Here is a 26,937-nt window from a genome sequence, read left to right as displayed (position 1 = left end):
GTACCTTTTGTATAATGGGTCAGCGACTTACATTCAGTGGCGAGCTTAACCGAATAGGGGAGGCGTAGAGAAATCGAGTCCGAACAGGGCGTTCAGTCGCTGGGTGTAGACCCGAAACCAAGTGATCTATCCATGGCCAGGATGAAGGTGCCGTAACAGGTACTGGAGGTCCGAACCGACTAGTGTTGCAAAACTAGCGGATGAGCTGTGGATAGGGGTGAAAGGCTAAACAAACTTGGAAATAGCTGGTTCTCTCCGAAAACTATTTAGGTAGTGCCTCAAGTATTACCTGCGGGGGTAGAGCACTGTTTTGGCTAGGGGGTCATGGCGACTTACCAAACCAAGGCAAACTCCGAATACTGCAGAGTACAGCTTGGGAGACAGAGCACCGGGTGCTAACGTCCGGACTCAAGAGGGAAACAACCCAGACCGCCAGCTAAGGTCCCTAAAATTGGCTAAGTGGGAAACGAAGTGGGAAGGCTAAAACAGTCAGGATGTTGGCTTAGAAGCAGCCATCATTTAAAGAAAGCGTAATAGCTCACTGATCGAGTCGTCCTGCGCGGAAGATGTAACGGGGCTAAGCCAGTTACCGAAGCTGCGGATGTGCAATTTATTGCACGTGGTAGGAGAGCGTTCTGTAAGCCTGTGAAGGTGTCTGGTAACGGATGCTGGAGGTATCAGAAGTGCGAATGCTGACATGAGTAGCGTTAAAGCGGGTGAAAAGCCCGCTCGCCGTAAGCGCAAGGTTTCCTACGCAACGTTCATCGGCGTAGGGTGAGTCGGCCCCTAAGGCGAGGCAGAGATGCGTAGCTGATGGGAAACAGGTCAATATTCCTGTACCGATCAATAGTGCGATGTGGGGACGGAGAAGGTTAGCTCAGCCAACTGTTGGATATGTTGGTTCAAGCCTGTAGTCGTGCCTGGTAGGCAAATCCGCCGGGCTTAGATGAGGGGTGATAACGAGTCTGCTTGCAGACGAAGTGAGTGATACCCTGCTTCCAGGAAAAGCCACTAAGCTTCAGCTATTGACGACCGTACCGCAAACCGACACTGGTGCGCGAGATGAGTATTCTAAGGCGCTTGAGAGAACTCAGGAGAAGGAACTCGGCAAATTGATACCGTAACTTCGGGAGAAGGTATGCCGCAAGTAGGTGAACTTGTACAAAGGGAGCCCAAAGCGGTTGCAAAAAATCGGTGGCTGCGACTGTTTAATAAAAACACAGCACTCTGCAAACACGAAAGTGGACGTATAGGGTGTGACGCCTGCCCGGTGCTGGAAGATTAAATGATGGGGTGCAAGCTCTTGATTGAAGTCCCAGTAAACGGCGGCCGTAACTATAACGGTCCTAAGGTAGCGAAATTCCTTGTCGGGTAAGTTCCGACCTGCACGAATGGCGTAACGATGGCCACACTGTCTCCTCCTGAGACTCAGCGAAGTTGAAATGTTTGTGATGATGCAATCTCCCCGCGGAAAGACGGAAAGACCCCATGAACCTTTACTGTAGCTTTGTATTGGACTTTGAACGGATCTGTGTAGGATAGGTGGGAGGCTTTGAAGTGAGGTCGCTAGATCTCATGGAGCCAACGTTGAAATACCACCCTGGTGCGTTTGAGGTTCTAACCTAGGTCCATTAGCTGGATCGGGGACAGTGCATGGTAGGCAGTTTGACTGGGGCGGTCTCCTCCCAAAGCGTAACGGAGGAGTTCGAAGGTACGCTAGTTACGGTCGGACATCGTGACGATAGTGCAATGGCATAAGCGTGCTTAACTGCGAGACTGACAAGTCGAGCAGATGCGAAAGCAGGACATAGTGATCCGGTGGTTCTGTATGGAAGGGCCATCGCTCAACGGATAAAAGGTACTCTGGGGATAACAGGCTGATACCGCCCAAGAGTTCATATCGACGGCGGTGTTTGGCACCTCGATGTCGGCTCATCTCATCCTGGGGCTGTAGTCGGTCCCAAGGGTATGGCTGTTCGCCATTTAAAGAGGTACGTGAGCTGGGTTTAAAACGTCGTGAGACAGTTTGGTCCCTATCTTCCGTGGGCGCTGCAGATTTGAGGAAGCCTGCTCCTAGTACGAGAGGACCGGAGTGGACACACCTCTGGTGTATCGGTTGTCACGCCAGTGGCATTGCCGAGTAGCTAAGTGTGGAAGAGATAACCGCTGAAAGCATCTAAGCGGGAAACTCGTTTCAAGATGAGATCTGCCGGGGCCTTGAGCCCCCTGAAGGGTCGTTGTAGACCACGACGTTGATAGGCTGGGTGTGGAAGTGCAGCAATGCATTAAGCTAACCAGTACTAATTGCCCGTGCGGCTTGACCCTATAACTTTGACTGCCAATCGCAGCTCAAGACTGTTATGCCAAGTACGCAATCAAATCCACGCTGATTCACAGACTCTATGAATTCGCTGTGCAGTCATCTCTGCTCAGCAACCCTTTATGCCTGATGACCATAGCAAGTTGGTACCACTCCTTCCCATCCCGAACAGGACAGTGAAACGACTTCGCGCCGATGATAGTGCGGGTTCCCGTGTGAAAGTAGGTCATCGTCAGGCTCTTACAGCCCAAACCGCCCTCCCACTAAACAGTGGGAGGGCGTTTTGCTTTTGGGCTTGAGCGGTCAACATCGGCTGGCGCACAGCATTCAACAACTCCCAGATGCCCTGTAGATCTGCAGCCAATTCAACCTGCCCCCTTTAGACGTGCTAGTTGAAGAGTTGGCGGTTTGGGCTGAATCGCCCCGGGATTCGCGGAGGCTGTTTGGTTTAAGTCAGGCCACCACCTCGGTGTTCTGACTGGCGAGTTGCCGGTAGTAGTTTGCCTCAGCCTCTGCAGGCGGGATATACCCGATGGGTTCGAGCAGGCGATGGTGGTTGAACCACGACACCCATTCGAGCGTTGCGAACTCCACGGCCTCCTTGGTTTTCCATGGCGCTCGGCGGTGAATCAGCTCGGCCTTGTAGAGGCCGTTGATGGTCTCGGCTAGGGCGTTGTCATAGCTGTCGCCCTTGCTGCCCACAGACGGCTCGATGCCGGCTTCTGCCAGTCGTTCGGTGTAGCGAATGCTGACGTACTGCGACCCTCTGTCCGAATGACAAACAAGGCTTCCATCGCGCTCCGGCTGCCGGGCATATAAAGCCTGCTCCAGCGCGTCGAGTACGAAGTCCGTTCGCATCGAACTGCTCACTCGCCAGCCGACGATGCGCCTGGCAAACACATCGATGACGAAGGCCACGTACAGCCAGCCCTGCCAGGTCGAGACGTACGTGAAATCGCTGACCCACAACTGGTTCGGCCGCTCGGCACGGAACTGCCGATTCACTCGGTCCAGCGGACATGGCGCCCTGGCATCGCCAATCGTGGTGCGCACGACCTTGCCGCGCATCACGCCGCGCAGGCCCAGCCGGCGCATCAATCGCTCGACCGTGCAGCGGACCACGGTCACGCCTTCGCGAGTCAGTTGCCGCCACACCTTGTCGGCGCCGTAGACCTGCATGTTGGCCTGCCAGACGCGCTGAATCTCCGGGACCAGCACATCATCGCGCTGAGCCCGGATGCAGCGTTTGTGAGGCTCACGCAGCAGCGCCGCATGCCTTCGATATGCCGACGGGGCGACCTGCAAGACCTTGCAGAGCGGCTCGACCCCGAAGGCATCGCGATGCTTGTCGATGAAATCCTTCAGGACTTGAGCCGGCGGTCGAGCTCCGCCTGGGCGAAAAACGCGCTGGCCAGCTTCAATATCTCGTTGGCCCGGCGCAGCTCCTTGACCTCGCGCTCCAGCTCCTTCATCCGCTGGGCCTCACTGGTCGTGATGCCTTCACGCACGCCAGTGTCGACCTCGACGCGTTTGACCCATTCGTACAGCGTCTGCGGCACGCATCCAATCTTCGGCGCGATGGACTCGATGGCCGCCCACAGCGACGGGTACTCCCCCCGGTGTTCCTGCACCATCCTCACCGCCCGCTCACGCACCTCGGGTGAGAACTTGTTCGACTTGCTCATGGCTCAATCCTCTCAGAGTGTTGAGCCTCCTCAAAACCCGGGGCGATTCACAACCTCTGGGAACTCGACGGCTAGCTCGCCAAACTGATGCCACCGACTGAATAAAGATCCGCCACGCCTAAAACAAAAAATAGTGATATCGACGCAAGGATCAAAAAGGCTGTATACTTCTAAATTCTTCGGAGGGGTGCCCGAGTGGCTAAAGGGGGCAGACTGTAAATCTGTTGGCTTACGCCTACACTGGTTCGAATCCAGTCCCCTCCACCAGATTGTGGTTTGAAGGCGTTGGACCGTACTTGCGCGAAATTCGGTCTTGCGGGAGTAGTTCAATGGTAGAACCCTAGCCTTCCAAGCTAATGACGCGGGTTCGATTCCCGTCTCCCGCTCCACAGTTTGGATAGGTTGGTTAAGAGGAGTTTGACTCCTTGTTGCCCATGTGGCTCAGTGGTAGAGCACTCCCTTGGTAAGGGAGAGGTCGCGGGTCCGATTCCCGCCATGGGCACCACAGTTTCAGGTGCGTCTCCGTTTGGGGTGCATCAATATTTGTCGTGTTGGTGTAGATTTTTTCGGAGTCGAAAAGATGGCAAAAGGTAAGTTTGAACGTACCAAGCCCCACGTGAACGTGGGCACGATCGGTCACGTGGACCATGGCAAGACGACGCTGACGGCGGCCATCGCCACGGTGCTGTCCAAGAAGTTCGGCGGCGAAGCCAAGGGCTACGACCAGATCGACAACGCCCCTGAAGAAAAGGCGCGCGGCATCACGATCAACACCTCGCACGTGGAATACGAAACGGCCACCCGCCACTACGCCCACGTCGACTGCCCCGGCCACGCCGACTACGTCAAGAACATGATCACCGGCGCCGCTCAGATGGACGGCGCCATCCTGGTGTGCTCGGCCGCTGACGGCCCGATGCCCCAGACGCGCGAGCACATCCTGCTGGCCCGTCAGGTGGGCGTGCCCTACATCATCGTGTTCCTGAACAAGTGCGACATGGTCGACGACGAGGAACTGCTCGAGCTGGTCGAGATGGAAGTGCGTGAACTGCTGGACAAGTACGACTTCCCCGGCGACGACACCCCCATCATCCGCGGCTCCGCCAAGCTGGCCCTGGAAGGTGACCAGTCCGACAAGGGCGAACCCGCCATCATGCGCCTGGCCGAAGCCCTGGACACCTACATCCCCACGCCTGAGCGCGCCGTGGACGGCGCCTTCCTGATGCCTGTGGAAGACGTGTTCTCCATCTCCGGCCGCGGCACCGTGGTGACCGGCCGCGTCGAGCGCGGCATCATCAAGGTCGGCGAAGAAATCGAAATCGTCGGTATCCGCGACACGCAAAAGACCACCGTCACCGGCGTGGAAATGTTCCGCAAGCTGCTGGACCAGGGCCAGGCTGGCGACAACGTGGGCCTGCTGCTGCGCGGCACCAAGCGCGAAGACGTCGAGCGCGGCCAAGTGCTGTGCAAGCCCGGCTCCATCAAGCCCCACACCCACTTCACGGCTGAGGTGTACGTGCTGAGCAAGGACGAAGGCGGTCGTCACACGCCCTTCTTCAACAACTACCGTCCCCAGTTCTACTTCCGCACCACCGACGTGACCGGCTCCATCGAGCTGCCGGCCGACAAGGAAATGGTGATGCCCGGCGACAACGTGTCGATCACTGTGAAGCTGATCAACCCCATCGCCATGGAAGAAGGCCTGCGCTTCGCTATCCGCGAAGGCGGCCGTACCGTGGGCGCCGGCGTCGTTGCCAAGATCATTGCGTAATCTAGTAGGGATCGAAGGGGTATAGCTCAATTGGCAGAGCGTCGGTCTCCAAAACCGAAGGTTGTAGGTTCGATTCCTACTGCCCCTGCCACTTCAAGGTGGTAACAAAACAAGCCCGCCAGCCCCTGGCGGGCTTCGGCGTCTTGTAAGGCGCGATCAAATAGGCGAATTTATCTATGGCCACATCCCAGGTTGAGACGGTCACGACTGGTGCGGACAAGGCAAAGTTGTTCGCGGCAGTGGCGATTGTTCTCGCGTCCATTGCCGGTTTCTATTTGCTGGGTAAGCAAGGGCCCCTGATTCAATGGGGTGTGTTGCTGTTGGGGCTAGTGCTGGCTGTAGCGGTTTTTCTCGTTTCCGAGCACGGACGCCAGTTCGTCGGGTTTGCAAGCGATGCGTGGCGTGAGGTCAAGAAGGTCGTCTGGCCCACGCGCAAGGAAACGCTGCAAATGACGGGCTATGTGTTCGCTTTTGTGGTGGTGATGGCGCTGTTCCTTTGGTTCACGGACAAGACCTTGGAATGGGTTCTGTACGACTTGATCTTGGGCTGGAGGAAGTGATGGTGGATGCCGTGGACACGAATGGTGTGCAGCCTCCGGTGGATGTTGCGGTGAATCCAGATCTGCGCTGGTACATCGTTCATGCCTATTCTGGTATGGAGAAGGCGGTGGAGCGCAACATCCAGGAACGCATTGCGCGTGCCGGTATGCAGCAAAAGTTCGGCCGCATTCTGGTGCCCACTGAAGAAGTGGTGGAAATGAAGAATGGGCAGCGCAAGACTACCGAGCGTCGCCTTTTCCCTGGTTATGTGTTCGTCGAAATGGTGATGGACGATGACACCTGGCACTTGGTGAAGCACACCAGCAAAGTGACAGGATTCGTGGGCGGGGTGAAGAACCGCCCTGCGCCTATTTCCGAAGAAGAGGTGCAGAAGATTGTCAGCCAGATGCAGCAGGGAACGGACAAGCCGCGCCACAAGATCGAATTCATGGTGGGCGAGTTGGTGCGGGTCAAGGAAGGTCCGTTCACCGATTTCAACGGCTCCGTAGAAGAAGTGAATTACGAGAAGAACCGCTTGCGCGTTTCTGTGATGATCTTTGGCCGCTCCACCCCGGTGGAACTGGAATTTGCCCAGGTCGAAAAGACCTGAGCGTCAGTGAAGTATTCGCGCTTTTCGACTCGGTGCGATGAGAGAAGAGAGTCGGTAACCCCGGGGAGCCTGGTGAACGATCAGGCGTTAATACCCGCAAGGAGCAAACATGGCGAAAAAAATCGTCGGCTTCATCAAGCTGCAAGTGCCAGCTGGTAAGGCCAATCCCTCCCCTCCGATTGGTCCCGCGCTGGGTCAACGCGGTCTCAACATCATGGAGTTCTGCAAGGCGTTCAACGCGCAGACCCAAGGTGTCGAGCCTGGTCTGCCGCTGCCTGTGGTGATCACGGCTTTTGCAGACAAGAGCTTTACTTTCGTCATCAAGACGCCGCCCGCAACGGTGCTGATCAAGAAGGCGATCAAGCTGGACAAGGGCTCCTCCAATGCCTTGAGTACCAAGGTGGGCAAGATCACCCGTGCACAGCTCGAAGAGATCGCCAAGACCAAGCTCAAGGACATGAATGCTGCTAGCGTTGACGCGGCAGTGCGCACGTTGGCTGGTTCTGCTCGCTCGATGGGCGTGACGGTGGAGGGTCTGTAAATGGCAAAGCTGACCAAGAAGCAAAAGGCCCTGCAGGGCAAGGTGGACTCTACCAAGCTGTACGCTTTCGCTGAGGCGGTGGCTCTGGTGAAGGAAGCCGCTACTGCCAAGTTCGACGAATCCATCGACGTTGCTGTGCAACTCGGCGTGGATGCCAAGAAGTCGGACCAAGTGGTGCGTGGTGCCGTGGTGCTGCCGAATGGCACGGGCAAGACGACGCGCGTTGCCGTGTTCGCCCAAGGTGCCAAGGCAGAAGAAGCCAAGGCCGCAGGTGCCGACATTGTGGGCATGGACGACCTGGCCGCTCAGGTCAAGGCTGGGGATATGCCGTTCGACGTGGTGATTGCTGCTCCCGATGCCATGCGCGTCGTGGGTACGCTGGGCCAGATCCTAGGCCCCCGCGGGCTGATGCCGAACCCAAAGGTGGGCACGGTGACGCCGGATGTGGCGACGGCCGTGAAGAACGCCAAGGCGGGTCAGGTGCAGTTCCGTGTCGACAAGGCCGGTATCGTGCACAGCACCATTGGCCGTCGGTCGTTCGACAACGACAAGTTGCAGGGCAACCTGGCAGCTCTGATCGAAGCGCTGAACAAGGCCAAGCCTGCGACCAGCAAGGGCGTGTACCTGCGCAAGGTAGCCGTGTCGTCCACGATGGGCGTCGGCGTCCGCGTGGATACGCAGACCATCGCAGCGTAATTGCGAAATCTTCAGGCCTGGTGCCCATGAGGGCGGCAGGTCTGATGTGGTGGGCTGACAGCTCGTTTGAGGGCTGGCAGGCCATCCAAGACCGTTGGTGTGCAAGGTGCACTTAAACCTTTCGAGGCCAACGCAGATGGCGATCCCGCTGCAGATGGAATGCATGTTCCAAAACAGTTGGTCGCTGCAACAAGAGCGCGCACGGAGGCTTGTCCGAAGTGCGCATATGAAGGAGTAGACCTTGAGTCTTAATCGCAGTGAGAAAGAAGCGGTCATCAATGAAGTGACCAGCCTCGCCGCTAAAGCTCAAACGCTCGTGATCGCGGAATACCGTGGCATCACGGTGGCCGACATGACCAAACTGCGCGTGGAAGCTCGCAGCAAGGGTGTGAGCCTGAGTGTTCTGAAGAACACCCTGGCCCGCCGTGCTGTGGCTGGCAGCCAGTTTGACGTGGTGGCCGACCAGATGACCGGTCCTCTGATCTATGGCTTCTCCGAAGACGCTGTGGCCGCCGCCAAGGTGGTGGCCGATTTCGCGAAAACCAACGACAAGCTGGTGATTCGCGGCGGCGCTTTCGCGGGCAAGGCCCTGGACGTGAACGGCGTGAAGCAACTGGCCAACATTCCTACCAAGGAAGTGCTGTTGGCCCAGCTGTGTGGCTTGCTGATGTCGCCGATCTCCCGCACCGCCGTGGTGCTGGGTGCCCTGGCGGCCAAAAAAGGCGAAGGCGAGCCTGCTGCTGCCTGAGGCAGCGTGGCAATCGTCCCCCCTCTCAACCAATTGTTAGGAAATCAAAATGGCATTCGATAAAGACGCATTCTTGACCGCGCTGGACAGCATGACGGTCCTGGAACTCAATGACCTGGTGAAGGCCATTGAAGAGAAGTTCGGCGTGAGCGCTGCCGCTATGGCTGCTCCCGCTGCTGGCGGCGCTGCCGGCGGCGGTGCTGCAGCTGCTGAAGAGAAGACCGAATTCAACGTGGTGCTGGCCGACGCCGGCGCCAACAAGGTGGCGGTCATCAAGGCAGTGCGCGAAATCACCGGTCTGGGCCTCAAGGAAGCCAAGGACCTGGTGGACGGCGCTCCCAAGAACGTCAAGGAAGGCATTGCCAAGGCTGACGCCGAAGCTGCCGTCAAGAAGCTGGTGGAAGCCGGCGCCAAGGCCGAACTCAAGTAATCGACCTTGTCTCCTGGGCTGGGGGTCTTGCAAAAGGCCTCCAGCCTTTGGTGCTTATGGGACGCACTTTAGAGCGCACCAGAAAGCGGCCCTCGTGGACTGTTTTCTAGTGTCTTCTGAACCATCCGACAGCAGAAGACGCCTTGGTTCGGGCGATGTGCAACGCATCGCCGTCCGCCATGGTTGGTAGTGGCCAACCGCCAAGCCTGCAAGGTGGCCGCCTTGCAGGGCAGTCGTCGAAGATCCCATTCCATGTCCTTGCCCGGAGATCTCATGGCCCAAACATCCACGTACAGTTATACCGAACGCAAGCGCATTCGCAAGAGCTTCGGTAGCCGCGACAGTGTGCTCAAGGTCCCGTACCTGCTGCAGATGCAGCGGGATGCCTATACCGCGTTCCTGCAGGCCGACACGGCCCCGCAAAAACGCAGCATCGAAGGCCTGCAGGCCGCATTCAACTCCGCGTTCCCCATCGTTTCCCACAACGGCTTCGTGGAGATGAAGTTCGTTGAATACAACCTGGCCAAGCCGGCGTTCGACGTGCGCGAATGCCAGACCCGCGGCCTGACTTTTGCATCGGCCGTGCGTGCCAAGGTGCAGTTGATCATCTACGACCGCGAGTCCTCGACCTCGCAGTCCAAGGTGGTCAAGGAAGTGAAGGAGCAGGAGGTCTACATGGGCGAAGTGCCCCTGATGACCGATAAGGGCTCCTTCATCATCAACGGCACCGAGCGCGTGATCGTCTCCCAGCTGCACCGCTCGCCCGGCGTGTTCTTCGAGCACGACAAGGGCAAGACCCACAGCTCGGGCAAGTTGCTGTTCTCTGCGCGCATCATCCCCTACCGCGGCTCCTGGCTGGACTTCGAATTCGATCCGAAGGACATCCTGTACTTCCGCGTGGACCGTCGCCGCAAGATGCCGGTCACGATCCTGCTCAAGGCCATCGGCCTGAACCCCGAGTCCATCCTGGCGAACTTCTTCGTCAATGACAATTTCCGCCTGATGGACAGCGGTGCTCAGCTGGAGTTCGTGCCCGAGCGCCTGCGTGGCGAGGTGGCGCGCTTCGACATCACCGACAAGGCCGGCAAGGTGATTGTGGCCAAGGACAAGCGCGTGACGGCGCGCCACACGCGTGAGCTGGAGCAGTCCGGCACCACGCACATCAGCGTGCCTGAGGACTTCCTCATCGGCCGCGTGGTGGCCCGCAACATCGTAGACGGCGACACCGGCGAGATCCTGGCCAAGGCCAACGAAGAGCTGACCGAGGCGTTGCTCAAGAAGCTGCGCGCTGCTGGCGTGCAGGACCTCCAGGTCATCTACACCAACGAACTCGACCAAGGCGCCTACATTTCGCAGACGCTGCGCATCGACGAAACCGTGGATGAATTCGCCGCGCGCGTGGCCATCTACCGCATGATGCGCCCCGGCGAGCCGCCGACCGAGGATGCCGTGCAGGCCCTGTTCCAGCGCCTGTTCTACAACCCCGACACGTACGACCTGTCGCGCGTGGGCCGCATGAAGTTCAACGCCAAGATCGGCCGCGACGAAGCCACCGGCCCGATGGTGCTGTCCAACGACGACATCCTGGCCGTGGTCAAGATCCTGGTGGACCTGCGCAACGGCAAGGGCGAGGTGGACGACATTGACCACCTGGGCAACCGCCGCGTGCGCTGCGTGGGCGAGCTGGCCGAAAACCAGTACCGCACGGGCCTGGCACGTATCGAAAAGGCCGTGAAGGAGCGCCTGGGGCAGGCCGAGCAAGAGCCGCTGATGCCCCACGACCTGATCAACTCCAAGCCCATTTCCGCGGCGCTCAAGGAGTTCTTCGGTGCGTCCCAGCTGTCGCAGTTCATGGACCAGACCAACCCGCTGGCCGAGATCACGCACAAGCGCCGTGTTTCGGCCCTGGGCCCGGGCGGTTTGACCCGCGAGCGTGCCGGCTTCGAGGTGCGTGACGTGCACGTGACCCACTACGGCCGCGTGTGCCCGATCGAGACGCCTGAAGGTCCGAACATCGGTCTGATCAACTCGCTGGCCCTGTACGCGCGCCTGAACGAGTACGGCTTCATCGAGACCCCCTACCGCCGCGTGGTGGACGGCAAGGTCACGATGGAAATCGACTACCTGTCGGCCATCGAAGAAGGCAAGTACATCATCGCCCAGGCCAACGCCACGCTGGATGCCGAAGGGCGTCTGACGGGCGACCTGGTGTCGGCGCGCGAGAAGGGTGAATCGACCCTGGTGTCCGCCGACCGTGTGCAGTACATGGACGTGTCGCCTGCGCAGATCGTGTCGGTGGCGGCTTCGCTCGTTCCGTTCCTGGAGCACGACGACGCGAACCGCGCGCTGATGGGCGCCAACATGTCGCGCCAGGCCGTGCCCGTGCTGCGTCCCGAGAAGCCCATGGTGGGCACGGGTATCGAGCGCGTGGCGGCCGTGGACTCCGGCACCGTGGTGACGGCCAACCGCGGCGGCGTGGTGGACTATGTGGACGCCACCCGTATCGTGGTGCGTGTGAACGACGACGAAGCCGTGGCCGGTGAAGTCGGCGTGGACATCTACAACCTCATCAAGTACCAGCGCTCTAACCAGAACACCAACATCCACCAGCGCCCCATCGTCAAGAAGGGCGACAAGCTGGCCAAGGGTGACGTGATTGCCGACGGCGCTTCGACCGACCTGGGCGAGATCGCCATCGGCCAGAACATGCTGATCGCGTTCATGCCCTGGAACGGCTACAACTTCGAGGACTCGATCCTGATCAGCGAGCGCGTGGTGGCCGAAGACCGCTACACCTCGATCCACATCGAGGAGTTGGTGGTGATGGCCCGCGACACGAAGCTGGGCGCGGAAGAAATCACCCGCGACATCCCAAACCTGTCCGAGCAGCAGCTGAACCGTCTGGACGAGTCCGGCATCATCTACGTGGGCGCCGAAGTGCAGCCTGGCGACACGCTGGTCGGCAAGGTCACGCCCAAGGGCGAAACCACCCTCACGCCGGAAGAGAAACTGCTGCGCGCCATCTTCGGCGAGAAGGCGTCCGATGTGAAGGACACCTCGCTGCGCGTGGACCAGGGCTCGCAGGGCACGGTGATCGACGTGCAGGTGTTCACCCGTGAAGGCATCCAGCGCGACAAGCGCGCCCAGCAGATCATCGACGATGAACTCAAGCGCTTCCGCCTGGACCTGAACGACCAGTTGCGCATCGTGGAGGCCGACGCGTTCGACCGTATCGAGAAGCTGCTGACCGGCCGCGTGGCCAACGGCGGCCCGCAAAAACTCGCCAAGGGTACGAAGATCGACAAGGCCTACCTGGCCTCGGTGGAGAAGTTCCACTGGTTCGACATCCGCCCCGCCGAGGAAGAGGTCGCCACGCAGCTGGAGTCCATCAAGAACGCGCTGGAGCAGACCCGCCACAGCTTCGACCTGGCCTTTGAAGAAAAGCGCAAGAAGCTCACCCAAGGCGACGAACTGCCCGCGGGCGTGCTGAAGATGGTCAAGGTGTACCTGGCCGTCAAGCGCCGCCTGCAGCCAGGCGACAAGATGGCCGGCCGCCACGGCAACAAGGGCGTGGTGTCCAAGATCGTTCCGGTCGAGGACATGCCCTACATGGCCGACGGCACGCCTGCCGACATCGTGCTGAACCCGCTGGGCGTGCCTTCGCGCATGAACATCGGCCAGGTTCTGGAAGTTCACCTGGGCTGGGCCGGCAAGGGCATGGGCCAGCGCATCGGCGACATGCTGCAGCGCGAGGCCAAGACGGCTGAGCTGCGCAAGTTCCTGGAAGAGATCTACAACTCGCGCGGCCGCAAGGAAGAACTGTCGCAGCTGAGCGACGACGAAATCCTGGCCATGGCGCGCGAGCTGACCTCGGGCGTTCCCTTCGCATCGCCCGTGTTCGACGGCGCGTCCGAAGAGGAAATCAAGGACATGCTCAAGTTGGCCTACCCGGACGACCTCGCCCAAGCCAAGGGGCTGACCGAGACGCGCACGCAGGCGTACCTGTACGACGGCCGCACGGGCGAGCGTTTCGAGCGCCCGACGACCGTGGGCTACATGCACTACCTGAAGCTGCACCACCTGGTGGACGACAAGATGCACGCCCGCTCGACCGGTCCGTACTCGCTCGTCACGCAGCAGCCGCTGGGCGGCAAGGCGCAGTTCGGTGGCCAGCGCTTCGGTGAGATGGAAGTGTGGGCGCTGGAAGCCTACGGCGCCGCCTACGTGCTGCAGGAAATGCTGACGGTGAAGTCCGACGACGTGCAGGGCCGTACCAAGGTGTACGAGAACATCGTCAAGGGCGAACACGCGATCGAAGCCGGCATGCCGGAGTCGTTCAACGTGCTGGTTAAGGAAATCCGTTCGCTGGGCCTGGATATCGAGTTGGAACGTTCCTGAGCAGGATCGAGTTTTTAAAAAAGTGAGCGGCTGGCGCTTACTTCATCTGGATTTGCAAGAGTTTTGTATTGCAGACCCTTATACGACAAGCGCCAGCAGCTATGTTTTTAGGTGAAAAGGAAAGAGTCACATGAAATCGCTACTCGACCTGTTCAAGCAATTCACGCCGGATGAGCACTTCGATGCCATCAAGATCGGCATGGCCTCGCCCGAGAAGATCCGTTCGTGGTCTTTCGGCGAAGTGAAGAAGCCCGAGACCATCAACTACCGCACGTTCAAGCCCGAGCGCGATGGCCTGTTCTGCGCCAAGATTTTTGGTCCCATCAAGGACTACGAGTGCCTGTGCGGCAAGTACAAGCGCCTGAAGCACCGCGGCGTGATTTGCGAGAAGTGCGGTGTTGAAGTCACGCAGACCAAGGTGCGCCGCGAGCGCATGGGTCACATCGACCTGGCCGCGCCCTGCGCGCACATCTGGTTCCTGAAGTCGCTGCCTTCGCGTCTGGGCCTGGTGCTCGACATGACGCTGCGCGACATCGAGCGCGTGCTGTACTTCGAAGCCTACGTGGTGACCGACCCCGGCATGACCCCGCTGAAGAAGTTCGGCATCATGTCCGAGGACGACTACGACGCCAAGCGCAAGGAATACGGCGACGAGTTCGTCGCCAAGATGGGCGCCGAGGGCATCAAGGAGCTGCTGGAAGGCATCGACATCGAGATCGAGATCGAGAAGCTGCGCGGCGACCTGACGGGCTCCGAAGTCAAGGTCAAGAAGAACGCCAAGCGCCTGAAGGTGCTGGAGGCCTTCAAGAAGTCCGGCATCAAGCCCGAGTGGATGATCCTGGAAGTGCTGCCCGTGCTGCCGCCGGACCTGCGTCCGCTGGTGCCGCTGGACGGTGGCCGCTTCGCCACGTCGGACCTGAACGACCTGTACCGCCGCGTCATCAACCGCAACTCGCGCCTGCGCCGCCTGCTGGAGCTGAAGGCGCCCGAGATCATCGCGCGCAACGAAAAGCGCATGCTGCAGGAAGCCGTGGACAGCCTGCTGGACAACGGCCGCCGCGGCAAGGCGATGACGGGCGCCAACAAGCGTGCCCTGAAGTCGCTGGCCGACATGATCAAGGGCAAGTCGGGCCGCTTCCGCCAGAACCTGCTGGGCAAGCGCGTGGACTACTCGGGCCGTTCCGTGATCACCGTGGGTCCGACGCTCAAGCTGCACCAGTGCGGCCTGCCCAAGCTGATGGCTCTGGAGCTGTTCAAGCCCTTCATCTTCTCGCGCCTGGAGGCCATGGGCATTGCCACGACCATCAAGGCTGCCAAGAAGGAAGTGGAAGCCGGCACGCCCGTGGTGTGGGACATCCTGGAAGAGGTCATCAAGGAACACCCGGTGATGCTCAACCGTGCGCCCACGCTGCACCGTCTGGGCATCCAGGCGTTCGAGCCCATCCTGATCGAAGGCAAGGCCATCCAGCTGCACCCGCTGGTCTGCGCCGCGTTCAACGCCGACTTCGACGGTGACCAGATGGCCGTGCACGTGCCGCTGTCGGTGGAAGCGCAGCTGGAAGCCCGCACGCTGATGCTGGCCTCCAACAACGTGCTGTTCCCGGCCTCGGGCGAGCCCTCCATCGTGCCCTCGCAGGACGTGGTGCTGGGCCTGTACCACGCCACCCGCGAGAAGATCAACGGCAAGGGCGAAGGCCTGGTGTTCGCCGACACCGGCGAAGTCCAGCGCGCGCTGGATGCCGGCGAGGCCGAGCTGCACGCCAAGATCAGCGTGCGCCTGACCGAGTGGACCAAGGACAAGGCGACGGGCGAGTTCGTGCCCGAGACCAAGCTCGTGGACACCACCGTGGGCCGTGCGCTGCTGTCGGAAATCCTGCCCAAGGGCCTGCCCTTCAGCAACCTGAACAAGGCGCTGAAGAAGAAGGAAATCTCCAAGCTCATCAACGCGTCGTTCCGCAAGTGCGGCCTGAAGGACACCGTGGTGTTCGCCGACAAGCTGCTGCAAAACGGCTTCCGCCTGGCCACGCACGCGGGCTTTTCCGTGGCGATCGACGACATGCTGGTGCCGCCGCAAAAGGCCGAGATCCTGGCCCGCGCCGAAGCCGAGGTGAAGGAGATCGAGCAGCAGTACGTCTCCGGTCTGGTGACGGCCGGCGAGCGCTACAACAAGGTGGTGGACATCTGGGGCAAGGCCGGCGACGACGTGTCCAAGGTGATGATGGACCAGCTCAAGGTCCAGAAGACCATCGACCGCAACGGCAAGGAAGTGAACGAGGAATCGTTCAACGCCATCTACATGATGGCCGACTCCGGCGCCCGCGGCTCGGCGGCCCAGATCCGTCAGCTGGCCGGTATGCGCGGCCTGATGGCCAAGCCCGATGGCTCGATCATCGAGACGCCTATCACCGCGAACTTCCGCGAAGGCCTGAACGTGTTGCAGTACTTCATCTCCACCCACGGTGCCCGTAAGGGCCTGGCGGATACGGCGTTGAAGACCGCGAACTCGGGTTACCTGACCCGTCGCCTGGTGGACGTGACGCAGGACCTGGTGGTGACCGAGGACGACTGCGGCACCTCGAATGGTTCGCTGATGCGCGCCATCGTCGAGGGCGGTGAAGTCATCGAGTCCCTGCGCGACCGTATCCTGGGCCGTACCGCGGCCGAGGAAGTGCTGCACCCCGAAACGCGTGCCGTGCTGGCGCAGCCGGGCCGGATGCTCGATGAAGACCTGATCGAAGAGCTCGAAGCCGCAGGCGTGGACGAAGTGAAGGTGCGTACCGCGCTGACCTGCGAAACCCGCTACGGCCTGTGCGCCAAGTGCTACGGCCGCGACCTGGGCCGCGGCGGCCTGATCAACCTCGGCGAAGCCGTGGGCGTGATCGCCGCGCAGTCCATCGGCGAGCCCGGCACGCAGCTGACCATGCGTACGTTCCACATCGGTGGTGCGGCATCGCGTGCGGCGGTGGCGTCCAGTGTGGAAGCCAAGTCCAACGGCATCATCGGCTTCAACGCCACGATGCGCTACGTGACCAACACCAAGGGCGAGCTGGTGGTGATTGCGCGCTCGGGTGAAATCATCATCCAGGACGAGCACGGCCGCGAGCGCGAGCGCCACAAGGTGCCGTACGGCGCGACGCTGACGGTGAAGGCCGACCAGACCATCAAGGCCGGCACCATCCTCGCCAACTGGGACCCGCTGACGCGCCCGATCATCACCGAGTACGCAGGTACGGTGAAGTTCGAGAACGTCGAGGAAGGCCTCACGGTGGCCAAGCAGGTGGACGAGGTCACGGGCCTGTCCACGCTGGTGGTGATCGACCCCAAGCGCCGCGGCTCTGCCAAGGTGGTGCGTCCGCAGGTGAAGCTGGTGGACGCCGATGGCAAGGAGGTGAAGATCCCCGGTACCGACCACTCGGTGACGATCGGCTTCCAGGTCGGCGCGCTGATCCAGGTGCGCGACGGCCAGGAAGTGGGCCCCGGCGAAGTGCTGGCCCGCATCCCGATGGAAGGCCAGAAGACCCGCGACATTACCGGCGGTCTGCCGCGCGTGGCCGAGCTCTTTGAAGCCCGCAGCCCCAAGGACAAGGGCATGCTGGCCGAGATGACCGGCACGATCTCCTTCGGCAAGGAAACCAAGGGCAAGGTGCGCCTGCAGATCACCGATCCGGACGGCAAGGTCTGGGACGAGCTGGTGCCCAAGGAAAAGAACGTGCTGGTCCACGAAGGCCAGGTGGTCAACAAGGGCGAGCTGATCGTCGACGGCCCGGCCGATCCGCAGGACATCCTGCGCCTGCTGGGCATCGAGGAGCTGTCGCGCTACATCGTTGACGAAGTGCAGGACGTGTACCGCTTGCAGGGTGTGAAGATCAACGACAAGCACATCGAGGTGATCGTGCGCCAGATGCTGCGCCGCGTCGTGGTCGAGAACCCGGGCGAGTCCACCTACATCGCCGGCGAGCAGGTGGAGCGTTCCGAGATCCTCAACACCAACGAGGCGCTGCAGGCCGAAGGCAAGCTCCCTGCCACGTACTCCAACGTACTGCTGGGCATCACCAAGGCGTCGCTGTCCACCGACTCGTTCATCTCCGCCGCGTCGTTCCAGGAAACGACCCGCGTGCTCACCGAGGCTGCCATCATGGGCAAGCGCGACGAGCTGCGCGGCTTGAAGGAGAACGTGATCGTGGGCCGTCTGATCCCCGCCGGCACGGGCTTGGCTTACCACCAGGCGCGCAAGGCCAAGGACGCCATGGACGAGGCCGAGCGCCGCGCCATCGCGGATGCCGAAGCCGCCGAGCTGGCCTCTGCCGGCACCGACGACGCAGCCGCCGAGATCGACGGCAGCGCCGACACGGCTGATTAAGCCGTTGCCAGTCCCGCCTCTCGCATGCGGGTACTGAACGCTCCCGGCTTGCCCATCCGGCAGGCCGGGAGTTTCTTTTTTGTCGTGTTACCAATCCCTCGGTTGGCAGGGGCCGTGCCCGCTGGCGCGAAGCCCCGGCTGTGAACATGTTGACCACCTGGATACTTCTCGCCCTGTTCCTGTTCTGGGCCGTGGGCGCCTACAACCGGCTCATCCGCCTGCGATCCGCGGCGCTGCAGGCCTTTGGCGGGCTGGACACCCACATGGTGCGCTGGATTGCCCTGCTGGGTGAGTACGAGGCTGCGCACGGTGCGCCTGGCGCGGTCCAGGCCATCGTGGGCGACGAACCGGCGCCGGCGGCGGGCGCGCACGACGCCCATGCCGCCCTTTGGGCCGCGGCCACGCAACTCGGCGCCTCGCTGGCAGTAGCGCGCGCGCGCCCGCTGGACAGCGGCGCCGCCGCCGCCCTGGCGGCCGCATCGCAGGTGCTGGAGAACGCCTGGCAGACCGTTGTGCGCGAAGCCGCGCAGGTGAGCGAAGGTGTGGCACCCCCCGCACTCGCCCCATGGGTGGTGCGGCGCGAACAGGTGGCGCTGCACAGCGACGAGGCGCGCCGCCTGTTCAACGATGCCGTGGCTCAGTACAACCATGCCATCGCCCAGTTTCCCGCCAGCCTGCTGGCGTGGCTGTTCGGCTTCAAGAAGGCGCAGACGCTGTGAACAAGCCTACTTCCCTCCCGACGCAGGGGGCTCCCGCGGTTGCGTTGAGCCAGTTGCTGGACGCCACCGCCTTGGCGCTGCAGGCGGTGCGCGCAGGGCAGTCGGGCACCGTGGCCCTGGAGACCACGGCTGCCGCGCTGCGCCCCGGCGTGCAGGCGCTGCTGTTCCAGGTGCTGCGCCACCTGGGGCGCGCGCAGGCCTTGCGCCGCCAGCTGGCACCCCGCAACCCGCCGCCGCGGGTGGATGCGCTGCTGTGCACCGCCCTGGCATTGGCCTGGGACCCGCAGACCGCTCCCTACGCGCCGTTCACCCTGGTCAACCAGGCGGTCGAGGCCGCCAAGCGCCACCCCGCGACGCGGGCGCAGGCGTCTTTCGTCAACGCCTGCCTGCGGCGCTTCCTGCGTGAGCGCGACACGCTGGTGGCCGCCACGCAGGGCGACGAGGTCGCCGTGTGGAACCACCCCACATGGTGGATCCAGCGCCTGCGCCGCGACCACCCCGATCAGTGGCAGCAGATCCTGCAGGCGAACAATGCGCCCGCGCCCATGGTGCTGCGGATTTCTAAGTCAAAAAGCACTCCAGCGCTTTACCAGCAAGCGTTAGAAGCTATCAATATTGAAGCGATGGCGGTAGGCCCCGAAGGGCTGGCGCTGGCACGCCCCGTGCCGGTGCAGCAACTGCCTGGCTTTGCAGAGGGTGTGGTCTCGGTGCAGGATGCCGCCGCGCAGATGGCGGCGCCGCTGCTGCTCAACGGGCTGGACGCCGCGCAGCCGCTGCGCTTATTGGATGCCTGCGCCGCCCCCGGCGGCAAGACCGCCCATTTGCTGGAATGGGCCGCCGCACTGCGGGCCCCTTGGCGGGTCACCGCGTTGGAGGTGGATGCGGCACGCGCCGAGCGCATCCATGACAACCTGCATCGCCTGGGGCTGAGTGCCCAGGTGCTGGTGGCCGATGCCGCCGTGCCCGCCGACTGGTGGCAGCAGGCCAGCGGTGGTGAGCCGTTCGACGCGATCTTGCTCGACGCGCCCTGTACCGCCTCGGGCATCGTGCGCCGCCACCCCGACGTGCGCTGGCTGCGGCGCGAGAGCGACGTGGCCCAGCTGGCCGCGCAGCAGTCGCGTCTGCTGGCGGCGCTGTGGCCGCTGCTGCGCCCCGGCGGGCGGCTGCTGTATTGCACCTGTTCGGTGTTCCGGGCCGAGGGCGACGTGCAGATCGCAGCGTTTCTTGCGCACAACACTGACGCACGCCTGCTGCCGTCGCCGGGCCATTTATTCCCCGGCAGCCCAGACAAGCGCGACGGGCTCCGTGACAATGGGCCGGGTGAACACGACGGTTTCTTTTACGCCCTGTTGCACAAGGCCCCCGCCTGAACGTGCCGGTCTGCGAAGGCCGGGCTGGCTGTGGGCCGCGCTGGTTTGTCTGCTGGCGCTGTGGAGCGCGGTCATTCCCGCCGCCTACGCCCAACAGCACGGCGAGATTGTTGAACTGCAACTCGACCCGCTGCCCGAAGGACTGTATCTGTCGGCCACGCTGCAGCTGGAACTCCCCGAACTCGTCAAGGATGCGCTCTACAAGGGCATTTCCGTGTTCTTCATCACCGAGGCCGAGGTGGTGCGCCAGCGCTGGTACTGGTCCGACAAAGTGGTGGCGCAGGCCAGCCGTTTTCTGCGGTTGAGCTACCAGCCCCTTACGCGGCGCTGGCGTGTGGTGCAGTCGTCCACGCCCTTTGCACCGTCGGGCCTGGGCGTGTCGCTGGGCCAGAATTTCGACACGCTGCAGGATGCGCTGGCATCGATGCAGCGCATCGCGCGCTGGAAGATCGCCGACGAGGGGCAGGTCGATGAAGGCGTGACCTACGTCATGAATTTCCAGTTCCGGCTGGATACCTCGCAGTTGCCCCGGCCCTTGCAGATCGGTGCGGTGGGCCGCTCGGGCTGGAACATGGTGCTTGCGCGCAGCGTGCCGCTGAGCGTGGTGGAGGCTGCGCGGTGAAAGCGGGCGATCCGCGCCCCGCGGGTTCGGCCCGCCGCGCAGAGACACGCGCACGCGCCGTGCGATGGGCGCTGGGCCTCGGCACGGGGCTGATGTGCGCCATCGCATTGGTGCTGCTGTTCCTGCTGACGCTGGCCACCAACAACCGTGACCTGTACGAACGCAACTTCGCCTGGCTGCTGGGCGTGAACGTACTGGTGGCGCTGGTGCTGCTGGCCGTGTTGGTCTGGGGCGCCCTGCGCCTGGTGGTGCGCCTGAGGCGGGGGCGCTTCGGCAGCCGGCTGCTGCTCAAGCTCGCGGGCATCTTCGGGCTGGTGGGCGTGATCCCCGGGCTGCTGATCTACGTGGTGTCCTACCAGTTCGTCTCGCGCTCCATCGAGAGCTGGTTCGACGTCAAGGTCGAGGGCGCGTTGACCGCCGGTGTGAGCCTGGCGCGCGTCACGCTCGACACCATTGCCAGCGACCTGGCCTCCAAGACGCGCACCGCCAGCAGCCAGTTGGCCCAGGTGCCCGATGCGGCCGCGGGCCTGGTGCTGGAGCGCATGCGGGACCAGTTGGGGGCCACCGACCTCGTGCTGTGGAACGCCGCGGGCCAGCCCGTCGCCGCCACCGGGCAATCGCGCTACATGCTCAACCCCGAGCGCCCGAGCGCGCAGCAGTTCCGCATGGCGCGGCAAGACCGCGTCACCTTCCAGATCGAGGGCCTGGACGACATCACCGACCCGCTGGCCGCGGAGAACGCGCGCGTGCGCGCGCTGGTGCTGGTGGCCAACCCCGGCGTGGGTCTGCTGGCCGAGCCGCGCTTCGTGCAGGCCACCGTGCCCTTGCCCCAGGCGCTGGTCGCCAACGCCATTGCGGTGCAGGAAGCAAACCGCGAATACCAGGAACGGGCGCTGGCGCGCGGCGGGCTGCGGCGCATGTACATCGGCACGCTGACGCTGAGCCTGTTCCTTGCCGTCTTTGGCGCGGTGCTGCTCGCCGTGGTGCTGGGCAACCAGCTTGCGCGGCCCCTGCTGGTGCTGGCCGACGGCGTGCGCGAGGTGGCGGCAGGCAACCTGTCGCCCAAGGCCGCGCTGCAGACCAAGGACGAGTTGGGCGGGCTGACGCGCTCTTTTGCCCTGATGACGCAGCAGCTTGCGGACGCCCGCGGCACGGTCGAGCAAAGCCTGAACGCGCTGGACGCCGCGCGCGGGCACCTGCAGACCATCCTGGACAACCTCACGTCGGGAGTCATCGTGCTGGATGAAAAAGGCATCGTCCAGTCGTCCAACCCTGGTGCGACCCGTGTCCTGCGCGCGCCACTGGCGGCCTATGAAGGACGGCCGCTGGCTGAGGTGCCGGGGCTGGCGGATTTCGCGGCGGCCGTGCAGCGGCACTTCGATACCTTTTTGCTGGATCGTGACCACCACGGTCTGGACCACTGGCAGCAGACCTTTGAGCTGCACGCGGCGGGCGGTGGCGTCACCACGCAAGGCACCAGCCTGGTGGCGCGCGGCGCGCAACTGCCCAACGAGGCGCGGCTGCTGGTGTTCGACGACATCTCCGAAATCGTCTCCGCGCAGCGCGCCCAGGCGTGGGGCGAGGTTGCTCGGCGTTTGGCGCACGAGATCAAGAACCCGCTGACGCCGATCCAGCTCTCGGCCGAGCGTCTGGAGATCAAGCTCTCAGGCAAGCTGCCTGCGGCAGAGCAGGCCGTGCTGACCAAGTCGGTGAAGACCATCGTGGACCAGGTGGATGCGATGAAACGGCTGGTCAATGAATTCCGCGACTACGCGCGCCTGCCGTCTGCGGAGCTGCACACGCTGGACCTGAACGCACTGGTTGCCGATGTGCTGCATTTGTATGGCGCCGAGACCGCGCAGGTGCCGGTCGAGGCCGAGCTGGACCCGCGCTGCCCCGCGATCTCCGGCGATGCCCAGCAATTGCGCCAAGTGGTGCACAACCTACTGCAGAACGCTCAGGACGCGACACAGCAGGCGGCCGAGCAGGGGGGCGTTCCACCGCCGCCCGTACGCATCAGCACACGCTGGAGTGCATCCGCGAAACGTGTGCGGCTGACGGTGTCGGACTGCGGGCCGGGCTTTCCTCCACACATCCTGCAGCGCGCCTTCGAGCCCTACGTCACGACCAAGCCGCGGGGCACCGGGCTGGGACTGGCCGTCGTCAAAAAAATCGCGGATGAACATCGCGCGCGGATCGATCTGGTCAACCGCGTGGAAGACGGCGTGGTGAAGGGCGCACAAGTGTCGCTATCATTCGCCCCTGAATCGGCGGTGGCGCTCTAACAACACCGCACGTGCAGCAAGGGTGCATTTACACACATGGCAAATATTCTGGTGGTCGACGACGAACTGGGGATCCGGGACCTGTTGTCAGAAATTCTGAACGACGAGGGGCATAGCGTCGACCTTGCCGAGAACGCCACGCAGGCCCGCAACGCGCGCTTGAATGGCAGCTATGACCTGGTGCTGCTGGATATCTGGATGCCCGATACCGACGGGGTATCGCTGCTCAAGGAATGGGCCATGGCCGGCACGCTGACCATGCCAGTGATCATGATGAGCGGCCACGCCACCATCGACACGGCCGTGGAAGCCACGCGCATCGGTGCCTTCTCCTTTCTCGAGAAGCCCATCACCATGCAGAAGCTGCTCAAGGCAGTGGAGCAGGGCCTGGCACGCAGTACGGCGCAGCCACCAGCAAGCGCTGCCGCTCCGGCCCAGACCAACACCGCACCTGCACCCGCAACAACCGGCGCCATTGCCAATGGCGCGCCGGCTCCTGCGCCTGTTGTTGCGGTGATGGAGCAGGCGCCCATGTCCCACCAGGGCTTCAATCTCGACCGACCCTTGCGTGAGGCGCGCGACGGTTTTGAGAAAGCCTACTTTGAATTCCATCTCGCCCGCGAAGGCGGCTCGATGACACGCGTCGCCGAAAAAACAGGATTGGAGCGCACACATCTTTACCGCAAGCTGCGCCAATTGGGGGTGGACCTCGGGCGCAACAAACGCAACGCGTGAATTGGCAAAAATTTTCCAGCTTGGCGTCATGCCCCGATTTCTCGGGCTATAATTCAAGGCTCAGGCCCGGTAGCTCAGTTGGTAGAGCAGAGGATTGAAAATCCTTGTGTCGGCGGTTCGATTCCGTCCCAGGCCACCAAAATTCAGCGCCCAACCGTTCTCGGTTGGGCGTTTTTATTTGCGGCTTCCCCAAGCCGCGCGGGCTTCCGGGCCATTCTGCGTGTGCCAGCCGCTCTGCCCGTGGGCCGCATGACCCGCCAAGTTCGCCCCTGTTCTGCCCTATCTTCTCTCGAAACCTGCGCCAACTTCTTCGCCGTGGCACACGCAGGCGGCGTTCTTCGTCAATGGCTTGTGCATGTGCCGATGGGAATGATTGGCTCGCGGGTTTGCTGCACCACATTGCCCGTGCAAACCCGCGAGGCCAGCCCCAACGTCAGCCCTTGGGCGGGAACGGATCATGACCGTAGCTGTTGCGCTCACGGATCTGGCCGTCACGCCCTTGGATGAGCATCTCGCTCTGTTGATTGATGGCGATGTCCCGCGCGTGGTCAATCGCCTGTTGCTGCGTGTGGTGGACGGAGGTGAGGCGGTCGTTGCCTTCACCACGCACACCCCACTGTTCACCGCCGTTGACGGGTACGACCCATTGGTTTTTTCCGCTCATTGCAAATGCTCCAAAAATTGAAAAGGACAGGCTCTTGAAGTCGGCGCGAGCCTTGGCGCTTCAGGGATGGAACTCATGCCATGAAGGTCTCCCCCTTTCCTGATATCTGGTGTGGGGAGGACGCCAACGCGCCCGCCGCGCACGGCATCGAATACAACCCTGCGCGTTGCTGCGTGACCACGAGCGCGCCGTAGGCCGCGTGCTGGGCCTCCGGCTCCGGCTTGCCCTTGTCCTTTGTCTTGATCTTGAACAGGTCGCTCGGCTTGGCGCTGTCCAGACCCGCGCGCTGCATGATCCGTTCCGCCGTCGTGGCTTCGCCCTTGAACGACCACAGCGCCTCGAACACTTTGGCCTGACCGTCGGTGAACCGAATCGGCGTGCCATCGCCGTCCGGCAGCGCCGCCCACTTGAAGTCCGCCGAGAACGGCCCGTTCACCGGCGCAGCCGGATCGGCGATCGCTGGCTTCGCAGATGACGACGGCGTGCCGATGAGCGCGATTCCGCCACCGTAGAACGTGAAGCGTTCTTCCAGCACCAGCCATTCCACGCCCGCGCCGAAGGGCGATCCGCGTGTCGCGCTTGACCTCGGCGTGATCACCCGGATGTCGCCGCCCTCCACGCGAACCCGATCCAGCAGCGCGGATTCGTGCAGCACCCGCGTCAGATCGCGGGCCAGCAGGACGGGCGACCGCCGGGCATCGCCGAGCCGCCACACACCGTCGCCGAGATCATCAATGCCGTCCCGGCTTTCGATGCCGAGCGCGACGCGCATCTTCGTGCGCAGCCAGTCCTCGTCCAAGGCCAACGCCACACCATCGGCTGCCTCGACGGCCACCGGCCCGCAGTCCGGGCAACGGCACATCCGTCCGCCACGCCCGTCGCCCCAGACCTGCGCCCGATGCTGCTGGCAGTGCGGACAGAGCACGAACGACTGATCCGCGACCGTCGGCTTGACTACCTTACCGAGGATGGACAGCGCCGAGGTCTCTCGCGGCGACAACGTGGTGCGCAGCACCGGCGTGCCGCCTGCGAACAGGCGGCAGATCAAGGCCCAAGCGTCATGCGCCGCCACCGATCAATCCTCGAACACCGACATCGAACTGATCGCGTCCGCTTCCGGCGGCATCTCCTGCGCGCTCAGAGTCTGGCCTTTCTGCAAGATGCCCACCCCGACCAGATAGCCTTCCAGCTGCGCCTGCATCTTGGCGTCGAACTTGTGCAGGTTCAGACGCCCTTTGCTGGTCACTTCGATGGTGACCACCTTGGCGCGCGTCCGGCCAGGCTCGGGTGGATAGTAGAGATTGACCTGCGCCGCCGTCACCGCCCACTGACCTTCCAGCGGGCCGGGCAGCTTCTCCTTCAGCAGCTCGTGTACCGAGCGTTGCTGGCTGGACTGCATCGCGGTGCATTCGATCTTCAGTGCGGTGTCGGGGCTGAGGAGCGTGAGCGCCTTGAGCTGCACCATCGAGAAGCCATCCTCGAACGCCTCCGGCATGTCGAAGCCGGTGCGCAGCATCGACAAATCCAGGGTCGGCGACTTGATGCGACTCGCGCTCGCCTTGACGCCCAGCACATGCTCGGCGAAGGCCTCGACCAGCATCTGCTGGTACTTCTGGCCGCCGCGCACCAGTGTGCGCACGACGGCGGTGGTCTTGGCGTACTCCAGCACCATGTGGATGTTGGGATTGCCGACCCGGCGCTTCAGGGCCGAGCCTTCGAACTCCAGCCGCAGCATGGCCATGTCCTTGACGTGGACGGTGAGCAGGAACACGCCTGGGCTGCGTTCGACCAGATGCGCCACGCTGCTGTCGCCGCACTGCATTTCGCGCTTGTAGAACGCCGAGATGGCGTGGCGCAGTGCGGCCAGGTTGGCGTCCGAACCGTTCGGCTGGCGCTTCAGGCCCAGATCGTATTGCTGGGTTTGCTGCCCGTGATGCTCCCAAAAGCTGAAGTCGTAGGCGCGCTCGAACAGCGCCGGGTGGTTGACGTACAGCCAGAACGAGCGATGGACGTCGCTGCTGCAGAGCGTCAGGCCCGCCAGCGCGGCACCGTCAGCCACCACGGCCTCGAACATCGCCTGCTTGCCCGCCGCGTCCCCCAACTGGACACTGGCCATGAGGTTGGCGGTCATCTGGTCTCGGGCGGCGGTGTCCGGCCAGACCTTGACCGCCTCCACCAGGAACTGGCTGGTCTCCGGCGTGTCGTCCCACGCGAACCCACCCGGCACGGGCAGACCATGTGAGGTCAGGAAGTCGCGCAGCGTGGCATCCACCGGCAGCTCGAGCATCACGTCGACAAAGGTTTTCTTCATCTTGTTCGTCCTTTCTGGATCGGCGTCGAAGGTCTGCGACCGATGTACGGGCTGCATTGGCCAGCGACAGAGTCACTAAACACGTACCTCGCTAAAGTAAAGCTACGAAATACAGGCGCGATTCTGAACCTC

At 62.6% G+C, this 26,937-nt stretch carries 18 protein-coding genes, 5 tRNA genes, 2 rRNA genes and 1 other annotated feature (1 of these 26 cut by a window edge); of the genes, 21 read left to right on the top strand and 4 right to left on the bottom strand.

Annotated elements, in window-relative coordinates; genetic code table 11:
- Together DTPSY_RS16330 and rrf are read left to right on the top strand one after the other, a co-directional pair.
- A 23S ribosomal RNA gene (locus tag DTPSY_RS16330) occupies positions 1-2,325 on the top strand; it begins 551 nt to the left of the window's first position.
- 120 nt (positions 2,326-2,445) lie between these two features.
- Positions 2,446-2,558 (top strand): 5S ribosomal RNA (gene rrf, locus DTPSY_RS16325).
- 215 nt (positions 2,559-2,773) lie between these two features.
- Here rrf and DTPSY_RS16320 read toward each other — a convergent pair.
- Positions 2,774-4,005 (bottom strand): IS3 family transposase gene (locus DTPSY_RS16320; RefSeq protein WP_434060545.1). Its coding sequence is split into 2 segments (ribosomal slippage): positions 2,774-3,714 and positions 3,714-4,005, totalling 1,233 coding nucleotides; the frame shifts between segments, so codons are not numbered across the junction.
- Positions 3,611-3,727: a sequence feature (AL1L pseudoknot), on the bottom strand. It overlaps the preceding gene by 117 nt.
- A 181-nt stretch (positions 4,006-4,186) precedes the next feature.
- Between DTPSY_RS16320 and DTPSY_RS16310 the strand changes: the two genes are divergently transcribed.
- From DTPSY_RS16310 to DTPSY_RS16220, 19 genes are all read left to right on the top strand, one after another.
- Positions 4,187-4,272 (top strand) — tRNA-Tyr (locus DTPSY_RS16310).
- Positions 4,273-4,320: 48 nt separating this feature from the next.
- A tRNA-Gly gene (locus DTPSY_RS16305) sits at positions 4,321-4,394 on the top strand.
- Between the two features lie 41 nt (positions 4,395-4,435).
- Positions 4,436-4,510, top strand: a tRNA-Thr gene (locus tag DTPSY_RS16300).
- A 75-nt stretch (positions 4,511-4,585) separates the two neighbouring features.
- On the top strand, positions 4,586-5,776 hold the full coding sequence (gene tuf / locus DTPSY_RS16295) for an elongation factor Tu (protein WP_012655361.1): 1,191 nt from the start codon (positions 4,586-4,588) through the stop codon (positions 5,774-5,776).
- A 15-nt stretch (positions 5,777-5,791) separates the two neighbouring features.
- Positions 5,792-5,867 (top strand) — tRNA-Trp (locus tag DTPSY_RS16290).
- 85 nt (positions 5,868-5,952) lie between these two features.
- Positions 5,953-6,336 carry a preprotein translocase subunit SecE gene (gene secE / locus DTPSY_RS16285; protein ID WP_015914495.1) on the top strand — a complete coding sequence of 128 codons (384 nt, stop codon included), beginning with the start codon at positions 5,953-5,955 and terminating at the stop codon, positions 6,334-6,336.
- Positions 6,336-6,926 (top strand): transcription termination/antitermination protein NusG, encoded by a 591-nt coding sequence (gene nusG, locus DTPSY_RS16280; RefSeq protein ID WP_015914494.1) that lies wholly within the window; start codon positions 6,336-6,338, stop codon positions 6,924-6,926. Before secE ends, nusG begins: the two co-directional genes overlap by 1 nt.
- 109 nt (positions 6,927-7,035) lie before the next feature.
- Positions 7,036-7,467, top strand: coding sequence for a 50S ribosomal protein L11 (gene rplK / locus DTPSY_RS16275; protein ID WP_011806988.1), 432 nt, complete (start codon positions 7,036-7,038; stop codon positions 7,465-7,467).
- The gene (gene rplA / locus DTPSY_RS16270) at positions 7,468-8,163 is read left to right on the top strand and encodes a 50S ribosomal protein L1 (RefSeq protein WP_011806987.1); all 696 of its coding nucleotides are present in this window, start codon (positions 7,468-7,470) and stop codon (positions 8,161-8,163) included. It abuts the gene before it with no gap.
- Positions 8,164-8,404: 241 nt separating this feature from the next.
- Positions 8,405-8,911 carry a 50S ribosomal protein L10 gene (rplJ, locus tag DTPSY_RS16265; protein ID WP_011806986.1) on the top strand — a complete coding sequence of 169 codons (507 nt, stop codon included), beginning with the start codon at positions 8,405-8,407 and terminating at the stop codon, positions 8,909-8,911.
- 49 nt (positions 8,912-8,960) lie between these two features.
- The gene (gene rplL, locus DTPSY_RS16260; RefSeq protein WP_015914493.1) at positions 8,961-9,341 is read left to right on the top strand and encodes a 50S ribosomal protein L7/L12; all 381 of its coding nucleotides are present in this window, start codon (positions 8,961-8,963) and stop codon (positions 9,339-9,341) included.
- Between the two features lie 273 nt (positions 9,342-9,614).
- Positions 9,615-13,739 carry a DNA-directed RNA polymerase subunit beta gene (gene rpoB / locus DTPSY_RS16255; protein WP_015914492.1) on the top strand — a complete coding sequence of 1,375 codons (4,125 nt, stop codon included), beginning with the start codon at positions 9,615-9,617 and terminating at the stop codon, positions 13,737-13,739.
- A 130-nt stretch (positions 13,740-13,869) separates the two neighbouring features.
- Positions 13,870-18,099, top strand: a complete 4,230-nt coding sequence (gene rpoC, locus DTPSY_RS16250; RefSeq protein WP_015914491.1) for a DNA-directed RNA polymerase subunit beta' — start codon at positions 13,870-13,872, stop codon at positions 18,097-18,099.
- Between the two features lie 146 nt (positions 18,100-18,245).
- The gene (locus DTPSY_RS16245) at positions 18,246-18,818 is read left to right on the top strand and encodes a LemA family protein (protein WP_041838907.1); all 573 of its coding nucleotides are present in this window, start codon (positions 18,246-18,248) and stop codon (positions 18,816-18,818) included.
- Positions 18,815-20,188 carry a 16S rRNA (cytosine(967)-C(5))-methyltransferase RsmB gene (gene rsmB, locus DTPSY_RS16240; RefSeq protein WP_015914489.1) on the top strand — a complete coding sequence of 458 codons (1,374 nt, stop codon included), beginning with the start codon at positions 18,815-18,817 and terminating at the stop codon, positions 20,186-20,188. The genes DTPSY_RS16245 and rsmB overlap by 4 nt, the downstream gene beginning before the upstream one ends.
- Complete coding sequence (locus DTPSY_RS16235) at positions 20,139-20,810, top strand: DUF4390 domain-containing protein (protein WP_238526548.1); 672 nt, start codon at positions 20,139-20,141, stop codon at positions 20,808-20,810. Before rsmB ends, DTPSY_RS16235 begins: the two co-directional genes overlap by 50 nt.
- Positions 20,811-20,902: 92 nt before the next feature.
- A complete protein-coding gene (locus DTPSY_RS16230) occupies positions 20,903-23,095 on the top strand; it encodes a sensor histidine kinase (RefSeq protein ID WP_238526607.1) in 2,193 nt (730 codons plus the stop codon).
- A gap of 36 nt (positions 23,096-23,131) precedes the next feature.
- On the top strand, positions 23,132-23,830 hold the full coding sequence (locus tag DTPSY_RS16225) for a response regulator (RefSeq protein WP_011806978.1): 699 nt from the start codon (positions 23,132-23,134) through the stop codon (positions 23,828-23,830).
- Between the two features lie 63 nt (positions 23,831-23,893).
- Positions 23,894-23,969, top strand: a tRNA-Phe gene (locus DTPSY_RS16220).
- 294 nt (positions 23,970-24,263) lie between these two features.
- Here the strand turns inward: DTPSY_RS16220 and DTPSY_RS16215 are convergent.
- The 3 genes from DTPSY_RS16215 to DTPSY_RS16205 all read right to left on the bottom strand — a co-directional run bounded on the left by DTPSY_RS16215 (position 24,264) and on the right by DTPSY_RS16205 (position 26,805).
- Positions 24,264-24,494 carry a DUF2188 domain-containing protein gene (locus tag DTPSY_RS16215; RefSeq protein ID WP_015914486.1) on the bottom strand — a complete coding sequence of 77 codons (231 nt, stop codon included), beginning with the start codon at positions 24,492-24,494 and terminating at the stop codon, positions 24,264-24,266.
- Positions 24,495-24,567: 73 nt separating this feature from the next.
- Positions 24,568-25,566, bottom strand: a complete 999-nt coding sequence (locus DTPSY_RS16210) for a hypothetical protein (protein ID WP_015914485.1) — start codon at positions 25,564-25,566, stop codon at positions 24,568-24,570.
- Positions 25,567-25,569: 3 nt separating this feature from the next.
- Complete coding sequence (locus DTPSY_RS16205) at positions 25,570-26,805, bottom strand: hypothetical protein (protein ID WP_015914484.1); 1,236 nt, start codon at positions 26,803-26,805, stop codon at positions 25,570-25,572.
- Positions 26,806-26,937 lie beyond the last annotated feature (132 nt).

Source organism: [Acidovorax] ebreus TPSY, assembly GCF_000022305.1.
Taxonomy (GTDB): domain Bacteria; phylum Pseudomonadota; class Gammaproteobacteria; order Burkholderiales; family Burkholderiaceae_C; genus Diaphorobacter; species Diaphorobacter nitroreducens.
This window is presented reverse-complemented; position numbering and strand designations above follow the sequence as displayed.

What these genes read in the sequence shown, in the direction of transcription:
- rplK (WP_011806988.1), top strand. Translation starts at nt 7,036, where the DNA reads ATGGCGAAAAAAATCGTCGGCTTCATCAAGCTGCAAGTGCCAGCTGGT.
- rpoB (WP_015914492.1), top strand. Translation starts at nt 9,615, where the DNA reads ATGGCCCAAACATCCACGTACAGTTATACCGAACGCAAGCGCATTCGC.
- rplL (WP_015914493.1), top strand. Translation starts at nt 8,961, where the DNA reads ATGGCATTCGATAAAGACGCATTCTTGACCGCGCTGGACAGCATGACG.
- tuf (WP_012655361.1), top strand. Translation starts at nt 4,586, where the DNA reads ATGGCAAAAGGTAAGTTTGAACGTACCAAGCCCCACGTGAACGTGGGC.
- rplA (WP_011806987.1), top strand. Translation starts at nt 7,468, where the DNA reads ATGGCAAAGCTGACCAAGAAGCAAAAGGCCCTGCAGGGCAAGGTGGAC.
- DTPSY_RS16205 (WP_015914484.1), bottom strand. Translation starts at nt 26,805, where the DNA reads ATGAAGAAAACCTTTGTCGACGTGATGCTCGAGCTGCCGGTGGATGCC.
- DTPSY_RS16245 (WP_041838907.1), top strand. Translation starts at nt 18,246, where the DNA reads ATGTTGACCACCTGGATACTTCTCGCCCTGTTCCTGTTCTGGGCCGTG.
- nusG (WP_015914494.1), top strand. Translation starts at nt 6,336, where the DNA reads ATGGTGGATGCCGTGGACACGAATGGTGTGCAGCCTCCGGTGGATGTT.
- secE (WP_015914495.1), top strand. Translation starts at nt 5,953, where the DNA reads ATGGCCACATCCCAGGTTGAGACGGTCACGACTGGTGCGGACAAGGCA.
- rpoC (WP_015914491.1), top strand. Translation starts at nt 13,870, where the DNA reads ATGAAATCGCTACTCGACCTGTTCAAGCAATTCACGCCGGATGAGCAC.
- DTPSY_RS16230 (WP_238526607.1), top strand. Translation starts at nt 20,903, where the DNA reads ATGTGCGCCATCGCATTGGTGCTGCTGTTCCTGCTGACGCTGGCCACC.
- DTPSY_RS16225 (WP_011806978.1), top strand. Translation starts at nt 23,132, where the DNA reads ATGGCAAATATTCTGGTGGTCGACGACGAACTGGGGATCCGGGACCTG.
- DTPSY_RS16215 (WP_015914486.1), bottom strand. Translation starts at nt 24,494, where the DNA reads ATGAGCGGAAAAAACCAATGGGTCGTACCCGTCAACGGCGGTGAACAG.